Source organism: Pseudomonas donghuensis, assembly GCF_000696345.2.
GTDB classification, from domain to species: domain Bacteria; phylum Pseudomonadota; class Gammaproteobacteria; order Pseudomonadales; family Pseudomonadaceae; genus Aquipseudomonas; species Aquipseudomonas donghuensis.
In genome coordinates, this window is record NZ_CP071706.1 from 368,619 (window position 1) to 394,263 (window position 25,645).

Genomic DNA, 25,645 nt, shown 5'->3' on the forward strand with positions numbered 1-25,645 from the left:
CGCGCCGGTTACGTGATATCAACTGGCAAAAAGAGCAAAACTTCATGGCCACTCCCCTACCTTCGAGCAATTCCGTGCCGCCTGCGCGCAAACGTGGCCTGGCCTTGCGCTGGTCCACCTGGGCGGCAGCCGCGGCAATCATCGGCTACGGCGTGGCGATTGCCATGCATTGGGATGACCGTGGCTTGCTCTGGTTGCAGGAGCGTTTCGAAAGCAAGGTCGAGCAGCAGGCCAGCATCTGGTTGCCGGATTACCAGGTCAATATCGATGCCAAGGTGCTGCCGGGCATGGAGGATGATGAAGCTTCTGACCTGTCCTACAACCCGGTGAGCAAAACCTTGTTCGCCGTCATGGGCAAGAATCCCTTTCTGGTTGAGCTGACCCTTGAAGGCGACGTGCTGCGCAAAATGCCGCTGGTGGGCTGGAGCAATCCTGAAGGGGTTGCAGTGCTGGAGGGCGGGCGCCTGGCGATTGTCGACGAGCGCGATCACAAGATGACCATCGTCACCCTCAATGCCGACACCCAATCGCTGAACATCGCCGATTTCCCGCAATACGACCTCGGCCCTTCGGAAAACCAGAACAAAGCCTTCGAAGCCGTGGCCTGGGACCCTATGCAACAGCGCATCATCCTTGGTGAAGAGCGGCCGCCGGCCTTGTTCACCTGGAGCAGCGACGGCCATAGCCCACTGACTGGCGACAAGCAGCCGCTGCCAAGCGACGAGCTGGACCTGCGCAACCTCTCGGCCCTGGGCGTCGATCCGCGTACCGGGCACCTGCTGGTGCTGTCCGCTGACTCGAACATGCTGCTGGAGCTGAACGAGAAGGGCGAGCAGGTCAGCTTCATGACTCTGCTGGGCGGTTTCAATGGCTTGAACAAGCGTATCCCGCGAGCCGAAGGCGTGGCGATGGACGACAAAGGCACGCTGTACATCGTCAGTGAGCCGAACCTGTTCTATCGTTTTAACAAGCCCTGATTTCAGACTTTTCCTACTTCAGGATTAAGTTTCACTTCAGTTGAGTGTGGGAAGATTCAGGCTGTCACTTACTGAGTCCACCTGAATGCGTCGCTACATTCGCCTGCCCCTGATTTTCCTGGTTTTGAGCCTGCTCGGCTTGCTTCTGGTCACCGCGGCCGGGCAGCAGTACCGCCTGTTCGAGCGCGGCTGGTTCAACCTCAAGACCTGGTGGCAGCCGTTCGAGCAGAGCATTGGCCTGGACCAGTACCAGGTGGTGCTGGAGGCTCAACCTGTCGAAGGCCTGGACGACGATATCTCGGCGCTGACCTTCGACCCCGACCGCAACAGCCTGTTTACCGTGACCAACAAGCGCTCCGAGCTGATCGAGCTGTCACTGGACGGGCGTATCCTGCGCCGGGTGCCGCTGACCGGCTTTGGCGACCCGGAGGCGGTGGAGTACGTCGGCCCCAACAGCTACGTGATCACCGATGAGCGCGAGCAGCGTCTGATTCGCGTGCGCCTGAACGACAACACGCCCTTTCTCGATGCCAAGGATGCCGAACAACTGACCCTGGGTATCGGCCTCAATGGCAACAAAGGCTTTGAAGGCCTGGCCTACGACTCGGCCGGCAAGCGCCTGTTCGTGGCCAAGGAGCGTGACCCGATGCTGATCTACGAGGTGCATGGCTTCCCCCATGACAACCCCGAGCAACCGTATGCGGTGCATGTGGTGCAGGACCAGAAGCGTGATTCGCGGTTGTTTGTGCGTGACCTGTCGAGCTTGCAGTTCGATGAGCGCAGCGGCCACTTGCTGGCGCTGTCGGATGAATCGCAGCTGGTGCTGGAGCTGGATGTGCAGGGCAAGCCGCTGAGCACCTTGTCGTTGCGCAAGGGCTTTCAGGGCCTGAAGAAGAGCGTGCCGCAGGCCGAAGGTATCGCCATGGACGATGCCGGGACCATTTACCTGGTCAGCGAGCCGAACCTGTTTTACGTGTTCAAGAAGCCAGCCGAGTAAACTTCATCGCTGGAAAGCCAGCTCCCACAAGCAGAACCTGTGGGAGCTGGCTTGCCAGCGATAGGCTGCAAAGCCGCCCTGAGTCAGACACCTCAGGCCTTGAGGCTCTTGACCCCTTCCGAAGTCCCCAGCAACAGCAGATCCGCCGGCCGCGCCGCGAACAGGCCATTGGTGACCACGCCGACAATCGCATTGATCTGGCTTTCCAGCTCGACCGGGTTGGTGATCTGCAGGTTGTGCACATCGAGAATGATGTTGCCGTTATCGGTCAGCACACCCTCGCGGTACACCGGGTCGCCCCCCAGCTTGACCAGCTGGCGCGCCACGTGGCTGCGGGCCATTGGAATCACTTCGACCGGCAACGGGAAGGCGCCCAGTACCGGCACCAGCTTGCTGGCGTCGGCGATGCAGATGAAGGTCTTGGCCACGGCGGCAACGATTTTCTCGCGGGTCAGGGCCGCGCCACCGCCCTTGATCAGGTTCAGGTGTTCGTCGCTTTCGTCGGCACCATCAACGTAGAACTCCAGGTCGCTGACGGTGTTCAGCTCATACACCGGAATACCATGACCTTTCAGGCGTGCAGCGGTCGCTTCGGAGCTGGCCACGGCGCCGTCGAAGGCGGTCTTGTGCTTGGCCAGGGCGTCGATGAAGCAGTTGGCGGTCGAACCGGTGCCGACGCCGACGATGCTCTTGTCGTCGAGCTTGGGCAGAATGAAATCGACAGCGGCCTGGGCGACAGCCTGTTTGAGTTGGTCCTGGGTCATGCGGGCTCCGAAGCGGGGAGGAGTATCGTGAAGGCGCGTAGTATAGCGGCTAAAACCCCTGGCTTGCTGTGGTCGCCCGACAGGGCGCTGGGGTAGACTCGCAAACCTCGCCCAACCGCTCAGTGATGCTTTCCCGATGCTCGAACAGTACGTCAAGAAGATCCTCACCTCGCGCGTTTACGACGTTGCCGTCGAAACCCCGTTGCAGACCGCCGGCCAGCTGAGCAAGCGCCTGGGCAACAACATCCTGCTCAAGCGTGAAGACTTGCAGCCGGTGTTCTCGTTCAAGATTCGCGGTGCCTACAACAAACTGGCCCAGCTCAGTGCTGAAGAACTGGCCCGTGGCGTGGTCACCGCATCGGCCGGCAACCATGCCCAGGGCGTGGCCCTGGCGGCCCGTGAGCTGGGGATCAAGGCCACCATCGTGATGCCCAAGACCACCCCCGAGATCAAGGTCGAAGGCGTGCGTTCGCGCGGCGGCAAGGTGGTGCTGCATGGTGATACGTTCCCGGAAGCGCTGGCGTACTCGCTGAAGCTGGTGGACGAAAAGGGCTTCGTCTACATCCACCCCTATGACGATCCGCTCACCATCGCCGGGCAGGGCACCGTGGCCATGGAGATCCTCCGTCAGCACCCGGGGCAGCTGGATGCGATCTTCGTTCCGGTTGGCGGCGGCGGCCTGATTGCCGGCATCGCGGCCTACGTGAAGTACCTGCGCCCGCAGATCAAGGTGATCGGCGTCGAGCCGGACGACTCCAACTGCCTGCAGGCCGCCATGGCAGCGGGTGAGCGTGTGGTACTGCCGCAGGTCGGGCTGTTTGCCGACGGTGTGGCAGTGGCGCAGATCGGTCAGCACACCTTCGACATCTGCAAGCAGTATGTCGATGACGTGATCACCGTCAGTACCGACGAGATCTGCGCGGCAATCAAGGATATCTACGACGATACCCGCTCGATCACCGAACCTGCCGGCGCCTTGGGCGTTGCCGGGATCAAGAAGTACGTCGAACTCAACGGGGTGACCGGGCAGACCCTGGTCGCCATCGATTCCGGCGCCAACGTCAACTTCGACCGCCTGCGCCATGTCGCCGAGCGTGCCGAACTGGGGGAGGGCCGTGAAGCCATCATCGCCGTGACCATCCCCGAGCGGCCCGGCAGCTTCAAGGCCTTCTGCGAGGCGGTGGGCAAGCGCCAGATCACCGAATTCAACTACCGCTACCATGCCGACGGCGAGGCGCACATCTTCGTCGGTGTGCAGACCCATCCGGATACCGACCCGCGCAGTGCGCTGATCCAGAGCCTGACCGAGCAAGGCTTCCCGGTCCTCGACCTGACCGATAACGAACTGGCCAAGCTGCACATCCGCCATATGGTCGGCGGCCATGCGGCGCGGGTCAGCGATGAGCTGGTGTTGCGTTTCGAGTTTCCCGAACGCCCGGGTGCGCTGTTCAACTTCCTCAACAAGTTGGGTGGGCGCTGGAACATCTCGATGTTCCACTACCGCAACCACGGCGCGGCCGATGGTCGCGTGGTCGCCGGCCTGCAGGTGCCGGATGATGAGCGCCATCTGGTGCCGGCGGCGCTGGCCAAGATCGGCTACCCATACTGGGACGAAACCGATAACCCGGCGTACCGGCTGTTCCTGGGCTGAGCGTCTACGCTTTTGGGCAATGCCTGAGGAAGATAAAAGAAATGGAACTGCTGACGACCCTGAAAACCGCCCACATTCTGGCCACCGTGTTGCTGCTGGGCAGCGCATTGGGGCTGGCGATCTGGGCCTTTATCGCGCGCCGCAAGGGTGATGCCAGTGCCCACACGCGGCTGATGGCTCGGCCGCTGGTGTTTGTCTGGCTGTTGATGGGCATTTGCCTGGTGAGCATGCCGTTCACCGGCTGGTGGCTGGTACACCTGATCGGCTGGCCGTTGGGCCAGACCTGGGTGCTGGGTTCCAGCGTGATCTACACCGTCGGTGCGTTCAGCTGGTTCTGGCTGCTGGTGCGGGTCAACCGCCTGCGCACGGCGCCGACCGTGGGCAACCCGAAATTCACCCTGGCGCTGGCAGTGTTCAGTGGTGTGTGTTTCATCGCCATCGCCGGGCTGATGGGTGCCAAGCCGGTTTAAACGATAAGGATCGTCATGAAGGTGTTACTGGTGGGGGCCACGGGGTTCGTTGGCCGCCATCTTCTGCAGGCCTTGCACATGGCTGGCCATCAGGTTTTCGCGACCAGCCGCCATGCGCAGCCAGCGTCGCTGCCCGGGGTTACCTGGCAAATCCTCGACCTCGACCGGCTGGCGCTGGAGCCAACGGCCTATGCGCTTCCCGCCGGTATCGACCTGCTGATCAATGCCGCCGGTGTGCTCAGCACCCAGGAAGGCCAGCTGTCGCGAACCCAGGACATTGGCACCCGGGCGCTGTTCGACCTGGCGGCGCAGCGTGGCGTGCGGGTTTTGCAGATTTCTGCGCTGGGCGCCGGTGAACAGGCGGATGTGCCCTTTTTGGCCAGCAAGGCGCGTGCAGATGATTACCTGTTAGGGCTGGGCATTCCGGCCGTGGTGCTGCGCCCGTCGCTGCTGCTCGGGGCCGGCGGCACCAGCAGCCAGTGGCTGGCGCGCTTGTCACCCTGGCCAATGATTGCGCTGCTGGGCCTCAAGGCGCAGTTGCAACCCCTGCACATCGACGACCTGAGTGCGGCGGTGCTGGCGCTGATGCGACAGTGGCCGGCGCAGCCCTGCGTCGTGCCGTTGGTCGGCCCGCAGCAAATGACCTTGGCCCAAGTATTGGATAGCCTGCGTGCGGCACAGGGCTGGGCGCCAGCCCGCTACCTTGAAGTGCCGTCAATGCTCGCTCGGCCTGCGGTCTGGCTTGGCGATCGCCTCGGCTGGCGGGCATTGAACAGCCAGAGCCTGCGCATGGCCCGGCGCGACAATTGCGCCGACCCCGATATCCTCGCCAGGCACTGCGGTTATCGCTGCGCGCCGCTGGCCTCGCGGTTGGCAACCTGGCCGAGCGCCGCCCAGAGCAGCCAGCTGGCGTTACGACCGCTAATGCTGGCGGTGTTGGTGCTGATCTGGCTGGGCACTGCCGCGGTCAGCCTTGGCCCTGGCCATGACTGGGGTCTGCGTATTCTTGCCGAAGCCGGTTTGCAAGGCTTTGCGGCAACCCTGGCGGTAATTGCCGGCTCACTGTGCGATTTCGTCCTCGGCATCGGCCTGCTGCTGCGCCGTTGGCGACGCCGGGCGCTGCAGGCGCAACTGCTGTTGATGCTCGGCTACACGCTGATCATCAGCGTGGTGCTGCCGCATTACTGGTTTGACCCCTACGCTGCCGTCGCCAAGAACCTGGTGATGATGGTGGCTACCCTTTGGCTTCTATGGACTGAACCGCGTCGATGAGTGCTTACCTGCTGCTCAAAACCCTGCACATCCTGTCTTCTACCGTTCTGTTCGGCCTCGGTGCCGGTTCGGCCTACTATGCCCTGCGCGCCTGGCGTACCGGCAAGGTCGAGGTAATCGCGACGACCTTCAAGCACCTGGTGTTCGCCGACTGGGCATTTACCGCGACCACTGCGGTGTTCCAGCCATTGAGCGGCATCGGCCTGGTGTTGCTGGCCGGGTGGCCGCCGCACCAGAGCTGGCTGATGTGGAGCTTTGGCTTGTACGTGTTTGCCGGCATCTGCTGGCTGCCGGTGGTGTGGCTGCAGATTCGCGTGCACAGGTTGGCCGAGCAGGCCTTGCGCGACGGTGTGGCGATGCCGATGAAGGCGACCAGCTACATGCGCTGGTGGTTTGGCCTGGGCTGGCCGGCGTTCCTGGCGTTCATGGTGATTTTCTACATGATGGTCGCCAAGCCAAGCTGAGGCCGCTGCCGGGGAGGCAGCGGCCACTCACGCATCAATCGCGCAGGCTGATCACTGGCCAGCCGCGCTTCTGGGCTTCGGCACGCAGGTTCGGGTCGGGGTCGACCGCCACCGGGTTTGTGACCTTTTCCAGCAGTGGCAGGTCGTTCATCGAGTCGCTGTAGAAGTAGCTGTCATCCAGGCTATAGCCGTTCTCCAGCAGCCAGCGGTTCAGGCGCGTCACCTTGCCTTCACGGAAGCACGGTATATCGGTACTGCGGCCGCTGAAACGACCGTCGACCATTTCGCATTCGGTGGCCAGCAGGGTCTGAACGCCCAGGCGTTTGGCGATCGGGCCGGTGATGAAACGGTTGGTGGCGGTGATGATCACCAGCTTGTCGCCGGCATCCCGATGCTTCTTCAGCAGGGCCAGCGCCTTGGGCAGGATGATCGGCTCGACGCAATCGCGCATGAAATCGCGATGCCATTCGTCGAGCTGGGCGATTTCCGTGGTCGCGAGGATTTCCAGGCTGAAGTTCAGGTAGGCACTGAGGTCCAGCTTGCCGGCCAGGTAGTCCTGATAGAAAGCGTCGTTGCGGTTCTGGTACTCGACCGGGTCGAGAATGCCGCGTTCGCACAGGTAATCCCCCCAGGCGTGGTCGCTGTCGCCACCAAGGAGCGTATTGTCCAGATCGAATAAAGCCAGGCGCATTTAAGTCACTCGCATAACATCTGAAAAGTCCCACAGAATACGGACTTTTCACAACGGTGCACATAAGGTAAACAGGCGCGTTGCTGGCTTCGTGACCTTTGTGGAACAATGCCGTGACATGCGTTTGCGAGGTTGCTGCCGTGATCGACCCCGATGGTTTTCGCCCCAATGTCGGGATCATTCTGACGAATGATCTTGGGCAGGTGCTATGGGCTCGACGGATCAACCAGGATGCCTGGCAGTTTCCCCAGGGAGGTATCAACCCCGAGGAAACGCCGGAAGATGCCCTGTACCGCGAGCTGAACGAAGAAGTGGGGCTGGAGCGAGATGATGTTGAAATTCTTGCCTGCACCCGTGGCTGGTTGCGTTATCGTTTACCCCAACGCCTGGTCCGTACCCACAGCCAACCGCTGTGCATCGGCCAGAAACAGAAATGGTTCCTGTTGCGCCTGGTCTCCAACGAGCAGCGGGTGCGGATGGACTTGACCGGTAAACCGGAGTTCGACGGCTGGCGCTGGGTCAGCTATTGGTATCCGCTGGGCCAGGTGGTGACATTCAAGCGCGAGGTTTACCGCCGCGCTCTCAAAGAGCTTGCCCCGCGCCTGCTGGCGCGCGACTGACGACGGAGTTCGACCCCGAGCCATGCTCAATACGCTGCGCAAGATCGTCCAGGAAGTTAACTCCGCCAAGGATCTCAAGACGGCGTTGGGGATCATTGTGTTGCGCGTAAAAGAGGCCATGGGCAGTCAGGTCTGCTCCGTCTACCTGCTCGATCCCGAGACCAACCGCTTCGTGCTGATGGCCACCGAGGGCTTGAACAAGCGCTCGATCGGCAAGGTCAGCATGGCCCCCAACGAAGGCCTGGTCGGCCTGGTCGGTACCCGGGAAGAGCCGCTGAACCTGGAAAACGCCGCCGATCACCCGCGTTATCGCTACTTCGCCGAAACCGGCGAGGAGCGTTTTGCCTCCTTCCTCGGTGCACCGATCATCCACCACCGCCGCGTGGTCGGGGTGTTGGTCATCCAGCAAAAGGAGCGCCGTCAGTTCGATGAAGGCGAAGAAGCCTTCCTGGTGACCATGAGCGCGCAGCTCGCCGGGGTTATCGCCCACGCCGAGGCCACCGGCTCGATCCGCGGCCTGGGCCGTCAGGGTAAGGGTATCCAGGAGGCCAAATTCGTCGGCGTACCCGGTTCACCCGGCGCTGCGGTGGGCAAGGCGGTGGTCATGCTGCCGCCGGCCGACCTCGACGTGGTGCCGGACAAGACCGTCGATGACATCGACGCCGAACTGCTTCTATTCAACAACGCCCTGGAAGGGGTGCGCGAAGACATGCGCAACCTCTCCGCCAAGCTCGCCACCCAATTGCGCCCGGAAGAGCGCGCGCTGTTCGACGTCTACCTGATGATGCTCGAAGACGCGGCCCTGGGCGGTGAAGTGGTGCAGGTGATCAAGACCGGCCAGTGGGCCCAGGGCGCGCTGCGCCAGGTGGTCGGCGAGCACGTCAATCGCTTCGAGCTGATGGACGATGCCTACCTGCGCGAGAGGGCTTCCGACGTGAAGGATCTGGGCCGGCGACTGCTGGCCTACCTGCAGGAGGCCCGTCAGCTGTCGTTGGTCTATCCCGACAACACCATTCTGATCAGTGAAGAACTGACTCCGGCGATGCTCGGCGAGGTGCCGGAAGGCAAGCTGCTCGGCCTGGTCTCGGTACTGGGCTCAGGCAACTCCCACGTCGCTATCCTGGCCCGGGCCATGGGCATCCCGACCGTCATGGGCCTGGTTGACCTGCCGTACTCCAAGGTCGACGGCATCGACATGATCGTCGATGGCTACAAGGGCGAGGTCTACACCAACCCCAGCGAAGTGCTGCGCAAGCAGTACGCCGAAGTGGTCGAAGAAGAGCGCCAGCTGGCCCAGGGCCTCGACGCCCTGCGTGAACTGCCTTGCGTAACCCTCGATGGCCACCGCATGCCGCTGTGGGTCAACACCGGGCTGCTCGCCGATGTCGCCCGCGCCCAGCAACGTGGCGCCGAAGGTGTCGGCCTGTACCGTACCGAAGTACCGTTCATGATCAACCAGCGTTTCCCCAGTGAAAAAGAGCAGCTGGCGATCTACCGCGAGCAACTGGCGGCCTTCCACCCGCTGCCGGTAACCATGCGCAGCCTGGATATCGGCGGTGACAAGGCGCTGTCGTACTTCCCGATCAAGGAAGACAACCCGTTCCTCGGCTGGCGCGGTATTCGCGTCACCCTCGACCACCCGGAAATCTTCCTGGTGCAGACCCGCGCGATGCTCAAGGCCAGCGAAGGCCTGAACAACCTGCGCATCCTGCTGCCGATGATTTCCGGTATCCACGAACTCGAAGAAGCCCTGCACCTGATCCATCGGGCCTGGGGCGAAGTGCGCGACGAAGGCACCGACGTGCCGATGCCGCCGGTGGGAGTGATGGTTGAGATCCCCGCTGCGGTGTACCAGACCCGCGAGCTGGCACGCCAGGTGGATTTCCTGTCGGTCGGCTCCAACGACCTGACCCAGTATTTGCTGGCGGTGGACCGCAACAACCCGCGCGTCGCCGACCTCTATGACTACCTGCACCCGGCGGTGCTCCAGGCCCTGCAGAACGTGGTGCGCGACGCCCACGCCGAAGGCAAGCCGGTGAGCATCTGCGGTGAAATGGCCGGTGACCCGGCGGCAGCGGTACTGTTGATGGCCATGGGCTTCGACAGCCTGTCGATGAACGCCACCAACCTGCCCAAGGTGAAGTGGATGCTGCGTCAGGTCAGCCTGAGCAAGTCCAAGGAGTTGCTGGCCCAGGCCATGAGCATCGACAACCCGCAAGTTATCCACAGCTCGCTGCAGCTGGCCCTGAAGAACCTGGGCCTGGCGCGGATGATCGGGCCCGGGGTGGGCAAGGCCTTGTGATTTTAGGGCTGCTTTGCAGCCCATCGCTGGCAAGCCAGCTCCCACAATGGACCTGCATTCACCGACCCTGTGGGAGCTGGCTTGCCGGCGATAGCGTCAGACCTGCAAACACACCTCCCCCAGATGCCCCCCGAGCGGCCCAAAACTGCGCTCCAGCAACCGCCGCCGACCATCCGCCTCGACAATCAGCACCGTACTGGCCCGCGTCCCGTAGTTCTGGCTGGCGATAAACACGCTCGACAGCAACCGTTCGGTCCCCAACCCCACGCCGGTCTCCGGCAGCTCGCTGTCCGCCGCCGGCAAGTTATCCCCAAGCAGCTCCAGCAAGCGCTCGGGCTGCGGATCGGCCAGGTGCTGCTGCAACCCCGCCCGCGCCTTGAGCAGCTTCGGCCAGGGCGTATCCAGCCCGGCATTGGACACGCCGTAAACCCCTTCGCCCAGCACCTGCGGCGTAGGTTGTCGGGCATTCAGGTAACCCAGTTGTGCGTTATCGGCGACCAGCAGGTTGAAGCCCGAATACTGCTGGCTACGGCTGGCGACCTGATCCAGATAAGCCTCGACCCCCAGCTCACCTCGCAGGAACGCCGCCACCAGCTCGCCCCGCGACCGGGCGCCCTGGGGCTGATGCGGGTCGCGGATATTGGTCAGCGCCGCAAAGCGGCCATTGGGCCCGACACCCAGCCAGGTGCCGCCGGCTTCCAGGTCGCGCCCGGCGTAAACCCCGGGCGCATCCTCCCAGGCCCCCAGCACACGGCTGGGGCGGGCGTAGAACTCATCACGGTTGGCCGCGACGATCAGCGGCTGGGCATGCCCCGGCCGCCAGGCAAAAACGATCAGGCACATAGGTGGGCCTCTGTGTTTTTGCCCACTCTACCCATAGCGTCCGACGCGATCCATCGACTTAATGTGTCTTCACTAGAGCCGCAGGCCTACCTTCCGTTACCATGCCGGACTGAATTTACGGGGGGCGGCAATGGAATTCGTGCTCTATCTGGCGCTGGGCGCCTGCGCAGGCGTGCTGGCCGGGCTGTTCGGCGTTGGTGGTGGCATCATCATCGTGCCGGTGCTGGTGCTCAGTTTCACTGTGCAAGGCTTCGACGCTTCGGTGCTGACCCACCTGGCGGTGGGGACTTCGCTGGCGACCATTGTCTTTACCTCGGTCAATGCCATTCGCGAGCACCACCGCAAGGGCGCGGTGCAGTGGCCGATCTTCGTCTGGATGACCCTGGGGATACTGATCGGCGCCGGTATCGGCGCCAAAACCGCCTCGGCGATCCAGGGCCCGATGCTGCAAAAGATCATTGGCGTGTTCGCCCTGGTGATCGCCGTGCAGATGGCCCTGGACCTCAAGCCCAAGGCCAGCCGCGGCATCCCCGGCAAGCCCGGGCTGACGGTTGCGGGTAGCGTGATCGGCTGGGCCTCGGCAATCTTCGGCATTGGCGGCGGCTCGTTGACCGTGCCGTTCCTGACCTGGCGCAGCCTGCCCATGCAGCAGGCGGTGGCGACTTCGTCGGCCTGTGGTTTCCCGATTGCCGTGGCCAGTGCCCTGAGTTTCATCTGGCTGGGCTGGCATGACCCGCATCTGCCGGCGCACAGCCTGGGCTTCGTGTACCTGCCGGCGCTGCTGGGCATTGCCCTGACCAGCATGTTTTTCGCCCGCTTCGGCGCGCGCCTGGCGCATAAACTGTCGCCACGCTTGCTCAAACGGCTGTTTGCCGCGCTGCTGTTCTGCGTCGGCTTGAGCTTTTTGCTTTAACGAGAGGAGTCACCATGCTGCCTTACCCGCAGATCGATCCAGTGGCCGTGGCCCTGGGTCCGCTGAAAATCCATTGGTACGGCCTGATGTATCTGGTCGGTATCGGCGGCGCCTGGCTGCTGGCCTCGCGTCGCCTCAACCGCTTTGACCCGACCTGGAGCCGCGAGAAGCTCTCCGACCTGGTGTTCTGGCTGTCGATGGGGGTGATTGTCGGTGGTCGCCTGGGCTACGTGCTGTTCTATGACCTGCACGCCTATCTGGCCAACCCGACCTTGATCTTCGAGGTATGGAAGGGCGGCATGTCGTTCCACGGCGGCTTCATCGGCGTCATGCTCGCGGCCTTGTGGTTCGGCAAGCGCAACAACAAGTCGTTCTTCGAGCTGATGGACTTCGTCGCGCCACTGGTGCCGATTGGCCTGGGCGCCGGGCGTATCGGCAACTTCATCAATGCCGAGCTGTGGGGCAAGGCCACCGACGTGCCGTGGGCCATGGTCTTCCCGCCGTTCAGCGACCCGGCCCAGCTGCCACGTCACCCGTCGCAGCTGTACCAGTTCGCCCTGGAAGGTGTGGCATTATTCCTGATTCTCTGGCTGTACTCGCGCAAACCGCGTCCGACCATGGCAGTTTCCGGCATGTTCGCGCTGTTCTACGGAATTTTCCGCTTCATCGTCGAATTCGTGCGGGTACCCGACGCCCAGCTTGGCTACCTTGCCTTTGGCTGGTTGACCATGGGGCAGTTGCTTTGCGTGCCGATGATCCTCGGCGGCATCGGCCTGATCTGGTGGGCCTATAACCGCAAACCCACGGCCAAGGCCGCCGTTTGAATTTCCACGGCAGGGCGATCCCCTGCCGTCCTAGCTACAGGTAAGCCATGAAACAGTATCTAGATCTGGTCCGTGACGTGCTCGAAAACGGCACCCTGCAGGGTAACCGTACCGGCATCCGCACCATCAGCCTGCCGGGCGCCATGCTGCGCTTCGACCTGCAGAAGGGCTTTCCGGCCATCACCACCCGCAAGCTGGCGTTCAAGTCGGCGATCGGCGAGATGGTCGGTTTCCTGCGCGGCGTGAAGAACGCTGGCGAGTTTCGCGAGCTGGGCTGCAAGGTCTGGGACCAGAACGCCAACGAAAACGCCCAGTGGCTGGCCAACCCGTTCCGCCAGGGCCATGACGACCTCGGCGAGATCTACGGCGTGCAATGGCGCCAGTGGCCGGCTTACAAGCGCATCCCGCTGAGCAACCCGGCCGCCATCGAGCTGGCCCGGAGCCAGGGCTTCCAGCAGATCGCCCAGGCCGAGGAAGACGGTGAAGCCTTCGTCGTGCTGTACAAGGCCATCGACCAGATCCGCCAGTGCATCGACACCATCCACAACGACCCGGGCAGCCGCCGCATCCTGTTCCACGGCTGGAACTGCGCCCAGCTCGACGAGATGGCCCTGCCGCCGTGCCACCTGCTGTACCAGTTCCACCCGAATGTCGAGACCAGGGAAATTTCCCTGACCCTCTACATCCGTTCCAACGACCTGGGCCTGGGCACGCCGTTCAACCTCACCGAAGGCGCTGCCTTGCTGTCGCTGATGGGCCGCCTGACCGGCTACACGCCGCGTTGGTTCACCTATTTCATCGGTGATGCGCACGTCTACGAGAACCACCTGGACATGCTCAACGAGCAGCTCAAGCGCGAGCCGCTGGCAGCGCCGAAGCTGGTGATCAATGATCGCGTGCCGGAATTCGCCAAGACCGGCGTGTACGAGCCGCAGTGGCTGGAGAAGATCGAACCGAGCGACTTCAGCCTCGAAGGCTACGAGCACCACGCGCCAATGACGGCGCCGATGGCGGTCTGATTAACCGTCTGAAATTACTGTGGGAGCGGGCACCTCAATCAGTGCCCGTGGCTCCTGCCCACATGCGAATGCTCCGCCTCTGGCGCCGTTACCGCGCCATTGACCTCAAGATGCTGCAGGATCGAGCACTGGACCTCCTTGGGATGGCAGTGCTGACGCAGTTCCAGCAGTTGGGCCTGCAGGGCCTGCAGGCCGTCGATACGCGCCTTGACGTGCTGGATATGCTCGTCGATCAGGGCGTTGACGCTTTCACACTGGTCTTCCGGGCTGTCGCGCAGGTGCAGCAGGCTGCGGATTTCTTCCAGGGTCATGTCCAGGGTGCGGCAGTTGCGGATGAAGGTCAGGCGCTCGACGTGGGCCTGGGTGTACATCCGGTAGTTGCCCTCGCTGCGCGCCGGCTCCGGCAGCAGGTTTTCCCGCTCGTAATAACGGATGGTTTCCACCGCGCAATCGGTGGCCTTGGCCAGTTCTCCGATCTTCATCTGCAAATACCTCGACAAGTGGCTTGACCCTATAGTGGCTACAGGGTGTTCACTTGGCAACAGGACATTTAAGGATGAACCCATGAACCAGCCTGTCAGCCACACCCCAGGTAAAGCCCCCCACGATCATGAGCACAGCCATGATCACGCCAAGCATGAGCATGCCGAGCACGCCCACAGCAGCTGCTGTTCCCACGACGCCGCGCCGGCGCTGGTGCAGCTGAGCGAGGCGAGTAGCGCCGGTGCGCGGTTGAGCCGTTTCCGCATCGAGGCCATGGATTGCCCGACCGAGCAGACGCTGATCCAGAACAAGCTGGGCAAGCTGGCGGGGGTCGAGCAGCTGGAATTCAACCTGATCAACCGCATCCTCGGTGTACGCCATACCCATGCCGACACTGTCGTCATCGAGCAGGCCGTAGCCTCGTTGGGCATGCAGGCTGAACCGCTGAGCGATGCCACCGAGGAAGCTGGCGCTACGCCTGCGCCAGCGAAAAAGCACTGGTGGCCGCTGGCGTTGGCCGGTGTGGCGGCGCTGGGCGCCGAGGCTATCCATTTCGCCGAGCTGGCGCCTTCCTGGGTGGTGGCCCTGGTCGCCCTGGTGTCGATCCTCAGCTGCGGCCTGGGTACCTACAAAAAGGGCTGGATCGCGCTGAAGAACGGCAACCTCAATATCAACGCGCTGATGAGCATCGCCGTGACCGGTGCGGTGTTGATCGGCCAGTGGCCGGAAGCGGCCATGGTCATGTTCCTCTTCACCGTCGCCGAGCTGATCGAAGCACGCTCGCTGGACCGCGCGCGTAATGCTATTGGCGGCCTGATGCAGTTGAGCCCGGACCTCGCCACCGTGCAGCAAGCCGATGGCCAGTGGCGTGAGCTGGACGTCAAGCAGGTCGCCCTGGGCGCGCTGGTGCGGGTGCGTCCCGGCGAGCGCATCGGCCTGGACGGCGAGGTGGTCAGCGGCCAGTCAAGTATCGACCAGGCGCCGATCACTGGCGAGAGCCTGCCGGTAGAGAAGGGCCCGGGCGACAAGGTGTTCGCCGGTACCATCAACCAGGCCGGTGCGCTGGAGTACCGGGTCACGGCGGCGGCCGGGCAATCGACCCTGGCACGGATCATCAAGGCCGTGGAAGAAGCCCAGGGCGCGCGGGCGCCGACCCAGCGCTTCGTCGACCAGTTCTCGCGCATCTACACCCCGGCCGTGTTCGCCTTTGCCCTGGCGGTAGCGGTGATTCCGCCGCTGTTCATGGCTGGCGCCTGGTTCGACTGGATCTACCGCGCCCTGGTATTGCTGGTGGTGGCGTGCCCGTGTGCGCTGGTGATTTCTACCCCGGTGACCATTGTCAGCGGCCTGGCTGCGGCGGCGCGCAAAGGCATCCTGGTCAAGGGCGGGGTGTACCTGGAAGGCGGGCGCAAGCTCGACTTCCTGGCCCTGGACAAGACCGGCACCATCACCCATGGCAAGCCGGTGCAAACCGACCATGAAGTGCTTGAGCCGTTGTTCGAAGGCCGTGCCCAGGCGCTGGCCGCAAGCCTCGCCGACCGCTCCGACCACCCGGTCTCCCGTGCCATTGCCGTGTTCGCCACAGAGCAGCAATTGCCCCTGAGCGAGGTGACGGCCTTCGAAGCCCTGGCCGGCCGAGGTGTGCGCGGCGAAATCGACGGCGAGCTGTATCACCTGGGCAACCATCGCCTGGTCGAAGAACTGGGCCTGTGCTCGGCGCAGCTCGAAGCCCGGCTCGATGCCCTCGAGCGCCAGGGCAAGACCGTCGTGCTGCTGCTCGACAAGTCCGGCCCGCTGGCGCTGTTCGCCGTCGCCGACACGGTCAAGGACAGCAGCCGCGAGGCGATTGCCGAACTGCATGAGCTGGGTATCAAGACTGTCATGCTGACCGGCGACAATCCGCACACGGCCCAGGCCATTGCCGCCCAGGTCGGTATCGACCAGGCCCATGGCAACCTGCTGCCGGCCGACAAGCTCAAGACCATCGAAGACCTGTACGCCCAGGGCCATCGGGTCGGCATGGTCGGCGACGGTATCAATGATGCGCCGGCCCTGGCCCGGGCCGAGATCGGTTTTGCCATGGCTGCGGCCGGTACTGACACTGCCATCGAGACCGCCGACGTGGCGCTGATGGATGATGACTTGCGCAAAATCCCGGCCTTCGTCAGGCTCTCGCGCCAGAGTGCGGCGATCCTGACCCAGAACATCGTCCTGGCCCTGGGGATCAAGGCGATCTTCCTGGCGGTCACCTTCGCTGGCATGGCAACCATGTGGATGGCGGTGTTCGCCGACATGGGCGTGAGTTTGCTGGTGGTCTTCAACGGCCTGCGCCTGCTGCGTAAATAGAGGATGTATGTTGAGTTCCGAGTTGAAAGCCTTCTACATGGTTGCCCGCCTGGGCAGCATTACCCTGGCGGCGAAGAAACTCGGGCTCAGCCAACCGACGGTGACCACGCAGATCCGCAACCTGGAAAGCCAGTACGCGGTGGAGCTGTTCTACCGCGGCGGTCGGCGCCTGACCCTCAGTGACGACGGCACGCGGCTGTTGCCGATGGTCAAGGCGCTGCTGCAGCAGGAAGCCGATATCGAGTTCTTCCTGCGCAACAGCGGCCAGGGCCAGGGCAGTTTGCGCATCGCCGCCACGGCGCCGTATTACATCCTCGACCTGGTGAAGATCTTCCGCGAGCGCCTGCCACAGGTGGAGGTGTCGGTGGAGATCGGCAACTCCCAGCAGGTGCTGGAGTTGCTCGAAGACTATCGGGTCGATCTGGCCGCGTCTTCGCAACTGGTCGAGGATGCGCGCCTGGTACGGCGGGTGCTGGGTACCGATCCGCTGGTGGTGGCGGTGCATCGTAACCATGTGTTGGCCAGCCGTGAGTCGCTGCCGTTGTCGGCACTGGCCGGGCATTGCCTGTTGGTGCGTGAGCAGGGTTCGACCACGCGCAAACTGACCGAACAGATGCTGGAAGCGGCGGGGGTGAAGGTTGGGTCGCTGCTGGAGATCGGCAGCCGCGAGTCGATTCGCGAGGCGGTGCTGCGCAATATCGGCATCAGCATCATTGCCCGCCATGAAGTGCCGCATAACCCCGAGCTGCGGGTGCTGAGCCTGGAGGGTGCGCCGGTGATGCATGAGTATCTGTATTGCCTCAAGGAGCGGCGCCAGGCGCGCTTGCCGGCGGCGTTTCTGGGGTTGGCTCAGGAAGTTGCGGCGGTAGAGATATAGATAATCGCTGGCAAGCCAGCTCCCACAGGGTACTGCATGCACTGGACCTGTGGGAGCTGGCTTGCCAGCGATGCAAGGCGCAGCCTTGCCAACCGAGATCACACCAAAATCTGCCTATACCACTATCGGCAACTTTTGCCTCTGCGCCACAGAACCTTCGCATTGCCTGCCTAGCATGACCCTCATTCGTTCGATGAGGTCCTGCCATGAACACTGCGGTCGCAAACCCAGGCGCACAGATGAAGGTGCGCGGTATCCACAAGCGCTTCGGCGCCTTTACCGCCCTGCATGATGTTTCCCTCGACGTCGCTGCCGGGGAGCTGGTGTGCTTGCTGGGCCCGTCCGGCTGTGGCAAGACCACCCTGCTGCGCTGCATTGCAGGCCTGGAGCGCCAGGACCGCGGCACCCTGTACATCGGTGAGCGCGACATCTCCGAGCTGCCGCCCCAGGCTCGTGACTATGGCATCCTGTTCCAGTCCTACGCGCTGTTCCCCAACCTTACCGTCGAAGCCAACATCGCCTACGGCCTGGCTGGCAGTGGCCGTGACGAAGTGCGCCAGCGGGTGGCGCAGATGCTCGAGCTGGTGGGCCTGAGCGGCAGCGAGAAGAAGTACCCCGGCCAGCTTTCCGGCGGCCAGCAACAGCGGGTGGCCCTGGCCCGCGCCCTGGCCCCGGCACCTTCGTTGCTGCTGCTCGATGAGCCGATGTCGGCCCTCGACGCGCGGGTTCGCGAGCACCTGTGCAGCGAACTGCGCCAGCTGCAGCGCCAGCTCGGCATTACCACCCTGATGGTCACCCACAATCAGGACGAAGCCATGTTGATGGCCGACCGCATTGCGGTGATGAACAACGGCCAGGTCGAACAGTACGCCACCCCGCAGGAAATCTACGACAAGCCGGCCACGCCGTTCGTTGCCGAGTTCGTTGGCCAGGGTAACTGGCTGCCGTTCCAGCGTCACAGCGACAGCCATGCCCAGGTCGGTGCGCTGAACATGCGCCTGGCCGACGGTGCCGGCCAGGCCCGTAGCGGTCGCCTGTTCTGCCGCCCGGAAGCGATCAGCGTCAACCCGCCGGTGCACGAGGAGAACCTGTTTCCGGCACGGGTGCGCGAGATCACTTTCCTGGGTAATCGCTGTCGCATGAGTTTCGAATTCAACGAGCTGCCAGGCCATGCCCTGCTTGCTGAAGTCGCCCCCGAGTCGATGCCGCGCCTGGGCTCCCAGGACATCTGGGTCGCCTTGCCGCCGCGCAGCCTGCAGGTGTTTGCCTGAGATGGCTGCGCCAATCGCCATGCCGATCGCACACGCGAAGGCAGCACAGCGCACCGGTGTATCGCTGGGGGATCGACTGTTCGTGGTCGGCGGCAAGTGGTTGCTGCTGCTTCTGCTCACCGTCGCGGTCCTGATGCCACTGCTGGCGATCTTCTGGCGCGGTTTCAGCAGTGATACCGGCCAGGGCGGTGGCCTGGTTGCCGCCCGCGAATTGTTTGCCAGTGCCAACTTCCATTGGTTGCTGGGCAACAGCCTGAAAGTCTCGCTCAGCGTTGCAGCCATTGTGGTGCCGCTGGCCTACCTGTTCGCCTACGCCCTGCAGCGCACGCTGATCCCGGCCAAAGGCCTGTGGCGCGGCATCTCATTGCTACCGTTGCTGGCGCCATCGATGCTGCCGGCCATTGCCCTGGTCTACCTGTTCGGCAATCAGGGCCTGCTGCGCGGGCTGCTCAGCGACAATATCTACGGCTTCTGGGGCATTGTCCTCGGTGAGGCCATCTACACCTTCCCGCATGCGCTGATGATCCTGCTTTCAGCCCTGTCGCTGGCCGATGCGCGTTTGTTCGACGCCGCCTCGAGCATGGGGGCCGGGCCTTGGCGCGCCTTTCACAGCATCACCTGGCCGGCGACCCGGCAGGCGGTGTTCGCCGCCTTCTGCCTGGTGTTCACCCTGACCATCACCGATTTCGGTGTGCCAGTGGTGGTCGGTGGCGATTATCAGGTGCTGGCGCTGGAGGCCTACAAGGCCGTGGTCGGCCAGCAACAGTTCGGCCGCGGTGCCTTGATCGGTATGGTCCTGTTGGTGCCGGCGCTGCTCAGCTTTGCCGTCGATGCCTGGTTGCGCCGCCGCCAGGGCGACTCGATGAGCGGCCGTGCCCAGGTGTTCCAGCCACAGCCTTCGCGGCGCCGCGATGCCTGCTTCCTGGCCGTGGTCATACTGATTTGCGCGGTGCTGTTGCTGGTGGTGGGCATGGCGGTGTACTCATCGCTGGTCAAGTTCTGGCCTTACAACCTGTCGCTGTCGCTCAAGCACTACCAGTTCGACGAAACCGCCGGTGGCGGCTGGCTGGCCTACCGCAACAGTCTGACCATGGCCCTGGGCACGGCGCTGATCGGCAGCGCGGTGATTTTCACCGGCGCCTACCTGATGGAAAAAACCAAGGGCCAGCGCGGCCTGAACCTGTTGCTGCGCCTGCTCAGCTTCGTGCCGATGGCGGTGCCGGGGTTGGTTCTGGGGCTTGGCTACGTGTTCTTCTTCAACCTCGCCAGCAACCCGCTGCATGTGTTCTACGGCAGCATGGCGCTGCTGGTGGTGTGCACCATCGCCCACTACCTGACCACCGCGCAGATGACCGCGACCACCGCCCTGCGCCAGCTCGATGGCGAGTTCGAGGCCGCTGCGCTGTCGCTCAAGGCGCCGCTGTACCGGCATTTTCTGCGGGTCACCGTGCCGATCTGCCTGCCGGCATTGCTCGACATCATCCGCTACCTGTTCGTCTCGGCAATGACCACGGTGTCGGCGGCGATCTTCCTCTACAGCCCCGACACCATCCTCGCCGCGGTCGCCGTACTGAACATGGATGACGCCGGCAACGTCGGCGGTGCCGCGGCGATGTCGACCCTGATCCTGCTTACCAGCGCCACCGTTTCGCTGCTCCTGGCCTGGGCCTCGCGCGGCCTGTTGCAACGCTCCCAAGCCTGGCGCCAGCGCGCGCCGGGTCACTGATTGCCTCTCCCAACCTGTACCGTTCAAAGGAACCGCATCATGTTCAAGCCACTTGCTCTTGCCGCTGCCGTCCTCACTGCGTTCAGTGTGCAGGCCTACGCCGCCGACACCCAGCTGACGGTCTACACCGCACTCGAAGCCGAACAGCTCAAGAGCTACAAGCAAGCCTTCGAGAAGGCCAACCCGGACATCGAAATCAAATGGGTGCGGGATTCCACCGGCATCATCACCGCCAAACTGCTGGCCGAAAAAGACCGCCCGCAAGCCGATGCCGTGTGGGGCCTGGCAGCGTCGAGCCTGGCCATCCTCGACCAGCAGGGGATGCTGCAAAGCTATGCACCGAAAGACCTCGGCAAGATCGGCGCCAACTACCGCGATGCCGCCAACCCGCCAGCCTGGGTGGGCATGGACGTCTGGGCCGCGACCATCTGCTTCAACACCGTCGAGGCCGAGAAACAGGGCCTGAGCAAGCCGGTGAGCTGGCAGGATCTGACCAAGCCCGAGTACAAGGGCAAGATCGTCATGCCCAACCCGGCGTCTTCCGGCACCGGCTTCCTCGATGTCAGCGCCTGGTTGCAGACCTTCGGCGAGAAACAGGGCTGGGCGTACATGGACGGCCTGCACCAGAACATCGGCCAGTACGTTCACTCCGGCTCCAAGCCTTGCAAGCTGGCGGCGGCGGGTGAATTCCCGATTGGTATCTCCTTCGAATACCCGGCCGTGCAGCTCAAGCGCCAGGGCGCGCCGCTGGACATCGTCCTGCCCAAGGAAGGCCTGGGCTGGGAGATCGAAGCCACTGCGGTGATCAAGGGCAGCCAGCATGAAGACGCGGCCAAGCGTTTGGCCGACTTCTCGGCAAGCCCGGCGGCCATGGAGCTGTACAAGGAAAACTTCGCCGTCCTGGCCCAGCCCGGTATCGCCAAGCCGCAGACCGAACTGCCGGCCGACTACGAGCAGCGCCTGATCAAGAACGACTTCGCCTGGGCTTCGAAGAACCGCGACAGCATCCTCGCCGAGTGGCGCAAGCGCTATGACGGCAAGTCGGAGAAGGTGGCGCAGCAGTAACACTGCGTTGACTTCATCGCTGGCAAGCCAGCTCCCACAGGATCGGTGTATGCAGTACCTGTGGGAGCTGGCTTGCCAGCGATGGGGGCGACGAATTCTTCAAGGAACCTCAAATGACCGATCTACTCATCGTCGGCGCCGGCATCCTCGGCCTGTCCCATGCCTATGCCGCCGCCCGGCGTGGGCTCAAGGTGCGGGTCTTCGAGCGCAGCGCCACGCCCCTGGGCGCTTCGGTGCGCAACTTCGGCCAGGCCCTGGTCACCGGCCAGCCGCCCGGCCAGATGCTCGAGCTGGCCAAGGCCAGCAGCGGCATCTGGAAGCACTGGGCGCAGCAGGCCGGCTTCGAGCTCAAGGCCAATGGCTCGCTGCTGTTTGCCCGTACCGCGCTGGAACTGGAACTGCTCGAAGCCTTCTGCGCCGAGCGTGCGCCACAACATGACTACCAGGTGCAACTGCTCAGCGGCGCCGACCTGAACGACCTGTATGGCGGCCAGTTCCGCCACCACCGCGCCGCCTTGCGCGGGCTGCAAGACCAGCAGTTGTATTCACGCGAAGCCTTGCCGAGCCTGATCCGCTTCCTGCAGCAGGTGCTGGATGTACAGTTTCATTTCTCTACCCTGGTGCGCGGTATCGAACCGGGGCGGGTGTCGACCACGGCGGGGGATTTCAACGCCAAACAGGTGGTGGTCTGCTCCGGTCACGACTACCAGACCCTGCTCGCCGAACCCATCGCTGCCCTGCAGCCGCAGATTTGTCGTCTACAGATGCTGCGTGCCCGGCCGCGCTTCAAGCTCGACCTGCAGCACGCATTGCTGACCGGCCTGAGCTGCGTACACTACGGCGCCTTCGCCGACCTGGCGCAAGCCCAGGCGCTTAAAGCGCAACTGCAGGCCAACAGCCCGCACCTGCTGGAGCACGGCATCCACCTGCTGATCAGCCCTACACCCCATGGCGAGCTGATCATTGGCGACTCCCATGCCTATGGCAGCGATGCTTCACCGTTCAACGCCGAGCAGGTCGACAACTGGATGATCGAGCTGGCCGAGCACACCCTGGGCGGGCGCATCGCAGTGGTCGAACGCTGGCAGGGCGTCTATGGTTCTGGCGGGCCGGGGCCGTTTTCCTTGCTGCAGGTCGCGCCGGGTATCAGCGCCGCGCTGATGCACAGCGGCGTCGGCATGAGCGTCGGCCCGGCCCTGGCCGAGCAACATATCGCCCGTTTGCTAGAGGAGAGCAACTGACCATGCGTATGAGCCTGTAAACCATGTCCCCGGCTTGCCCCGCGATAGCGTCCTAAAGCTCTAGCACCAAAGCATCAATCTGCTCCTGACGCTCCGCCTGATTGACCCTCGCCCCCGGATTGAGCGACGACCACTGCGGATGCGCCCGTGCCTTGTTCAGCGCTTCCGGCAATTTGCCTTCACGCCAGGTCTGCTCCTGCGGTGTTGCCAGCTTGATTCGCTCCATCGCCGCATGACCACGGGCATCCAACGCATGCATCAGCTGATGCTGACGCAGTGCCAACAGGCGCAACACGCTGTCATCCACCGTCAGTTCACGCTGGCCCTTGAGCTTGCCGAGCAGGCGCGAGCCATAGCTGCGGGCGGTCTGCAGGGCGCCGCCGGCAATCGCCCCGGCCAGTGCTGCAACCCCGAGGGTCAGGCCGCCGACCAGCAAATCGACTCCCGCCCCGGCCGCCGCACCGGCCGCCACGCCGCTGCCCAGGCGTACTCCGAGCAGCTTGAGGGTTTCCGGGTTGAACAGGTCATCGCCCCAGCGCCCGTCGAGCAAGGGCAGGTCGCTGCTGGCGGCGTCTTCCTTGCGAAAGGCATAGAGCTTGAGCAGTGCTTCGACGCAGCGTTGCTCGCGCTGGCGCACATCGCGGCGCAGGGCTTCGATGGCCACGGCCTCGGCGCCGGGTTCGGCAACTACGCTGCGCCGGCAGGCAGCGCAGTCGAGCAGCAGATCGGCGACCAGGCGCTTGGCGCTTTCACGCCGGGCCTGGCGCTGGGCTTGTTGATCGTCGATCAGGCGTTGCAGTGCGCTGCGGGAGTGCTCCAGCATCAAGGCCAGGCTTTCGTACAGGCGGCGCTCGCCGTCTTCCGGCGGGGCGACGCTGTCGAAGCGCACCAGCGCATGCAGACCCAGACGCGCCAGGGCTTCGCGCCAGTCGGCTTCACGATGGTCGCTGCTGGCGACGAAATTGAGCACCGGCAACAGCGGCTTGCCGCATCCGGCGAGCACTTCCAGCTCGTCGCGGTACTTGGCCAGCACCGGCTCGCGGGCATCAATCACATACAGACCGGCATCGCTGGCCAGCAACTGGCGCAGCACCTTGGCCTCTTGTTCAAAACGCTGGCGTGCTTCGCTGCCCTGCAGAAAGCGCTCCAGCCGCGCCGGACCATCAAGGCGTTCGCCCGGGCGTTCCAGGCGTTCGAGGTAATCGAGCAGGGCGATGGCATCTTCCAGCCCCGGCGTGTCGTAGAGCTCCAGCAGTGGCTCGCCGTCAACCGACAGGCGTGCGCCCTCGACATGGCGGGTGGTGCTCGGCCGGTGGGACACTTCGCCGAAGCCGACATCGCGGGTCAGGGTGCGCAACAGCGAGGTCTTGCCGACATTGGTGTGGCCGACCACGGCCAGTTTCAGTGGCTTAGTCATGGCCATGCTCCAGCCAGTTCAGCGGGGCAGTGTCGGCGTAATTCAAGCCGAGTTGTTCCAGGGCCTGATGCCAGTCGCCGAGACGGTCAGCATCCAGCGCCTGGCCGGGCATCGCCTGCAGCAGCCAGATGCGCGTGGCGCCGGCATTACGCGCAAGCTCGGCAAGCAGTGCCAGGCTACCGCGGTCGGGCGAGCGGCGCGGGTCGCAGGCAATCGCCAGGCGCGCCGGAGGAAAGCGGCTGAGCTGTTCGAGCAGCTTGTTGCGGGACTCGCGGCTGTCGAGGATGCCGGCGTTGCTTACCGCTGCTGGCAGGGCGGGTGGCCATGGGCGTTTGTCGTCCAGTTCGAGACCGACCAGCAGGGCGCCATTGCTGTGTTCTTCGCCGACGCCCCGGACAATCTGCGGCAGGGCATCAGGCGCGGCATCGTTGACGCCCAGGCGTTCGCTGCTGGGCATCAGCGCATCGCGCAACTGGCTGTAGCCGGGCAGATTGAGGTCCAGGTGCAAGCGCGCCCGGCCACTGCGCCAGTGCCATAGGCACCAGGCGGCAAGCAGCAGGCGCGGGACGATGCCATACACCAGCAGCACCCCCAGCAACCAGCCGGCCCAGGCCTGGCGGGCCAGTTCCAGTGCCGGTTGGCTGTCGCCGCTGGCGCGGATCATGGCCACGTCCGGTACGCTGAAGCCAAGCAACGCCGGCAGGGCACCCAGGGCCTGGGTCAGGGCAACGAAGGTGTCGGCGCCAAGAATGGTGGTTTCCCAGACGAAGCCATAACGCCGGGTCGCCAGCAGAATCAGCAACATCAGCAGCGCCGTGCCCAGGGCTACCAGCCACAGGCTGTGCACCAGCAGGCCGAGCAGCCAGCGGTTGAGCCTTTGCCGTTGCAGCATCACTAGCAGGGCGGGTGCCAGGTGCGCGGCCTGGGCATCACGGGCGAATTTTTCGCTGAGCCACAGCCACAGGCGGCCAAGGCTGGCGCCCTGTTCAGCGGCGAAGAAAAAGCCCAGCAACCAGCCGAGCAACAGCAACAGGTTAAGCCCGAGCAGGCTGCCCAGGGCCCAGAACACGTTCACCGGGCGCAGGCTGTCGCCGAGGGCGGCCAAGGCCAGGCCGGCGCCGCTGAGCACGGCAAGCACCATCAGGGCCGCCAGCGCCAGGCGTGCGCCTTGTTTCCAGTGTTGCAGGGCGCTGCGCATGCCGTCGCGTTCGGCCAGCCACAGGGCGCGGTTTTCGATGCGCGCCGGCAGGTCGCCGCCCGATTGGCGGGCGCGGCGGTTGGCTTCCTGGTCTTCCAAGGGGCCTGCATGTTCTTCGCGCAGGCGCACGGCTTCGGTGAGCCAGCGTTTGTCCAGGTCAGTCAGTGCAGTCACGCGGTCTTCCATTGATCAAGTCAGCCCAAAGCATAACCCA

At 64.0% G+C, this 25,645-nt stretch carries 23 protein-coding genes; 17 read left to right on the plus strand and 6 right to left on the minus strand.

The window, feature by feature from the left end; genetic code table 11:
* The first annotated feature begins 44 nt into the window (after positions 1 to 44).
* Together BV82_RS01710 and BV82_RS01715 are read left to right on the plus strand one after the other, a co-directional pair.
* Complete coding sequence (locus BV82_RS01710; protein ID WP_036995367.1) at positions 45 to 977, plus strand: SdiA-regulated domain-containing protein; 933 nt, start codon at positions 45 to 47, stop codon at positions 975 to 977.
* An 85-nt stretch (positions 978 to 1,062) separates the two neighbouring features.
* Positions 1,063 to 1,974: an SdiA-regulated domain-containing protein gene (locus tag BV82_RS01715; RefSeq protein ID WP_036995368.1), complete on the plus strand. Its 912-nt coding sequence runs from the start codon at positions 1,063 to 1,065 to the stop codon at positions 1,972 to 1,974.
* A gap of 92 nt (positions 1,975 to 2,066) precedes the next feature.
* On the opposite strand, the gene rpiA is transcribed toward BV82_RS01715, so the two are convergent.
* Positions 2,067 to 2,738: a ribose-5-phosphate isomerase RpiA gene (gene rpiA, locus BV82_RS01720; protein ID WP_010222132.1), complete on the minus strand. Its 672-nt coding sequence runs from the start codon at positions 2,736 to 2,738 to the stop codon at positions 2,067 to 2,069.
* A gap of 136 nt (positions 2,739 to 2,874) precedes the next feature.
* On the opposite strand from rpiA, the gene ilvA reads away from it, so the two are divergent.
* From ilvA to BV82_RS01740, 4 genes are read left to right on the plus strand one after another with little or no spacing between them, the layout of a single operon-like run.
* Positions 2,875 to 4,389: a threonine ammonia-lyase, biosynthetic gene (ilvA, locus tag BV82_RS01725; RefSeq protein ID WP_036995369.1), complete on the plus strand. Its 1,515-nt coding sequence runs from the start codon at positions 2,875 to 2,877 to the stop codon at positions 4,387 to 4,389.
* 41 nt (positions 4,390 to 4,430) lie between these two features.
* On the plus strand, positions 4,431 to 4,859 hold the full coding sequence (locus BV82_RS01730; protein ID WP_036995371.1) for a DUF2269 family protein: 429 nt from the start codon (positions 4,431 to 4,433) through the stop codon (positions 4,857 to 4,859).
* A 15-nt stretch (positions 4,860 to 4,874) separates the two neighbouring features.
* Positions 4,875 to 6,131, plus strand: a complete 1,257-nt coding sequence (locus BV82_RS01735) for an SDR family oxidoreductase (protein ID WP_036995372.1) — start codon at positions 4,875 to 4,877, stop codon at positions 6,129 to 6,131.
* Entirely contained in the window at positions 6,128 to 6,595 is a 468-nt protein-coding gene (locus BV82_RS01740) for a DUF2269 family protein (protein WP_036995374.1), read from the plus strand. Before BV82_RS01735 ends, BV82_RS01740 begins: the two co-directional genes overlap by 4 nt.
* A 34-nt stretch (positions 6,596 to 6,629) precedes the next feature.
* Here BV82_RS01740 and BV82_RS01745 read toward each other — a convergent pair whose 3' ends face one another.
* Positions 6,630 to 7,286, minus strand: coding sequence for a histidinol-phosphatase (locus BV82_RS01745; protein WP_010222139.1), 657 nt, complete (start codon positions 7,284 to 7,286; stop codon positions 6,630 to 6,632).
* Between the two features lie 140 nt (positions 7,287 to 7,426).
* Here BV82_RS01745 and BV82_RS01750 point away from each other — a divergent pair, with 140 nt between their 5' ends.
* Together BV82_RS01750 and ptsP are read left to right on the plus strand one after the other, a co-directional pair.
* Entirely contained in the window at positions 7,427 to 7,906 is a 480-nt protein-coding gene (locus BV82_RS01750; RefSeq protein WP_010222140.1) for an RNA pyrophosphohydrolase, read from the plus strand.
* Between the two features lie 22 nt (positions 7,907 to 7,928).
* Positions 7,929 to 10,208, plus strand: coding sequence for a phosphoenolpyruvate--protein phosphotransferase (ptsP, locus tag BV82_RS01755; protein ID WP_010222141.1), 2,280 nt, complete (start codon positions 7,929 to 7,931; stop codon positions 10,206 to 10,208).
* 96 nt (positions 10,209 to 10,304) lie between these two features.
* Here ptsP and BV82_RS01760 read toward each other — a convergent pair whose 3' ends face one another.
* The gene (locus tag BV82_RS01760; RefSeq protein WP_010222142.1) at positions 10,305 to 11,051 is read right to left on the minus strand and encodes an NRDE family protein; all 747 of its coding nucleotides are present in this window, start codon (positions 11,049 to 11,051) and stop codon (positions 10,305 to 10,307) included.
* A 130-nt stretch (positions 11,052 to 11,181) separates the two neighbouring features.
* Between BV82_RS01760 and BV82_RS01765 the strand changes: the two genes are divergently transcribed.
* From BV82_RS01765 to BV82_RS01775, 3 genes are read left to right on the plus strand one after another with little or no spacing between them, the layout of a single operon-like run.
* Positions 11,182 to 11,964, plus strand: coding sequence for a sulfite exporter TauE/SafE family protein (locus tag BV82_RS01765; protein WP_036995375.1), 783 nt, complete (start codon positions 11,182 to 11,184; stop codon positions 11,962 to 11,964).
* A 14-nt stretch (positions 11,965 to 11,978) separates the two neighbouring features.
* Entirely contained in the window at positions 11,979 to 12,788 is an 810-nt protein-coding gene (gene lgt / locus BV82_RS01770; protein ID WP_036995377.1) for a prolipoprotein diacylglyceryl transferase, read from the plus strand.
* 47 nt (positions 12,789 to 12,835) lie between these two features.
* Positions 12,836 to 13,807, plus strand: coding sequence for a thymidylate synthase (locus BV82_RS01775; protein WP_036995378.1), 972 nt, complete (start codon positions 12,836 to 12,838; stop codon positions 13,805 to 13,807).
* A 38-nt stretch (positions 13,808 to 13,845) separates the two neighbouring features.
* Here the strand turns inward: BV82_RS01775 and cadR are convergent, their stop codons facing one another.
* A complete protein-coding gene (gene cadR, locus BV82_RS01780) occupies positions 13,846 to 14,289 on the minus strand; it encodes a Cd(II)/Pb(II)-responsive transcriptional regulator (RefSeq protein ID WP_010222147.1) in 444 nt (147 codons plus the stop codon).
* Positions 14,290 to 14,371: 82 nt separating this feature from the next.
* Here cadR and BV82_RS01785 point away from each other — a divergent pair, with 82 nt between their 5' ends.
* From BV82_RS01785 to BV82_RS01810, 6 genes are all read left to right on the plus strand, one after another.
* Positions 14,372 to 16,636: a heavy metal translocating P-type ATPase gene (locus BV82_RS01785; protein ID WP_036995380.1), complete on the plus strand. Its 2,265-nt coding sequence runs from the start codon at positions 14,372 to 14,374 to the stop codon at positions 16,634 to 16,636.
* A gap of 7 nt (positions 16,637 to 16,643) precedes the next feature.
* Positions 16,644 to 17,513: a LysR family transcriptional regulator gene (locus BV82_RS01790; RefSeq protein WP_010222149.1), complete on the plus strand. Its 870-nt coding sequence runs from the start codon at positions 16,644 to 16,646 to the stop codon at positions 17,511 to 17,513.
* A 206-nt stretch (positions 17,514 to 17,719) separates the two neighbouring features.
* On the plus strand, positions 17,720 to 18,784 hold the full coding sequence (locus tag BV82_RS01795) for a putative 2-aminoethylphosphonate ABC transporter ATP-binding protein (RefSeq protein WP_010222151.1): 1,065 nt from the start codon (positions 17,720 to 17,722) through the stop codon (positions 18,782 to 18,784).
* Between the two features lies 1 nt (position 18,785).
* Positions 18,786 to 20,510, plus strand: a complete 1,725-nt coding sequence (locus tag BV82_RS01800; RefSeq protein ID WP_036995382.1) for a putative 2-aminoethylphosphonate ABC transporter permease subunit — start codon at positions 18,786 to 18,788, stop codon at positions 20,508 to 20,510.
* Positions 20,511 to 20,549: 39 nt separating this feature from the next.
* A complete protein-coding gene (locus BV82_RS01805; protein ID WP_010222153.1) occupies positions 20,550 to 21,575 on the plus strand; it encodes a putative 2-aminoethylphosphonate ABC transporter substrate-binding protein in 1,026 nt (341 codons plus the stop codon).
* A 113-nt stretch (positions 21,576 to 21,688) separates the two neighbouring features.
* Positions 21,689 to 22,816: a TIGR03364 family FAD-dependent oxidoreductase gene (locus BV82_RS01810; RefSeq protein ID WP_036995384.1), complete on the plus strand. Its 1,128-nt coding sequence runs from the start codon at positions 21,689 to 21,691 to the stop codon at positions 22,814 to 22,816.
* 52 nt (positions 22,817 to 22,868) lie between these two features.
* Here BV82_RS01810 and BV82_RS01815 read toward each other — a convergent pair whose 3' ends face one another.
* Together BV82_RS01815 and BV82_RS01820 are read right to left on the minus strand one after the other, a co-directional pair.
* Positions 22,869 to 24,233 carry a GTPase/DUF3482 domain-containing protein gene (locus tag BV82_RS01815; RefSeq protein ID WP_010222156.1) on the minus strand — a complete coding sequence of 455 codons (1,365 nt, stop codon included), beginning with the start codon at positions 24,231 to 24,233 and terminating at the stop codon, positions 22,869 to 22,871.
* Positions 24,226 to 25,617 carry a DUF2868 domain-containing protein gene (locus BV82_RS01820; RefSeq protein WP_026001253.1) on the minus strand — a complete coding sequence of 464 codons (1,392 nt, stop codon included), beginning with the start codon at positions 25,615 to 25,617 and terminating at the stop codon, positions 24,226 to 24,228. The genes BV82_RS01815 and BV82_RS01820 overlap by 8 nt, the downstream gene beginning before the upstream one ends.
* Positions 25,618 to 25,645: the final 28 nt, after the last annotated feature.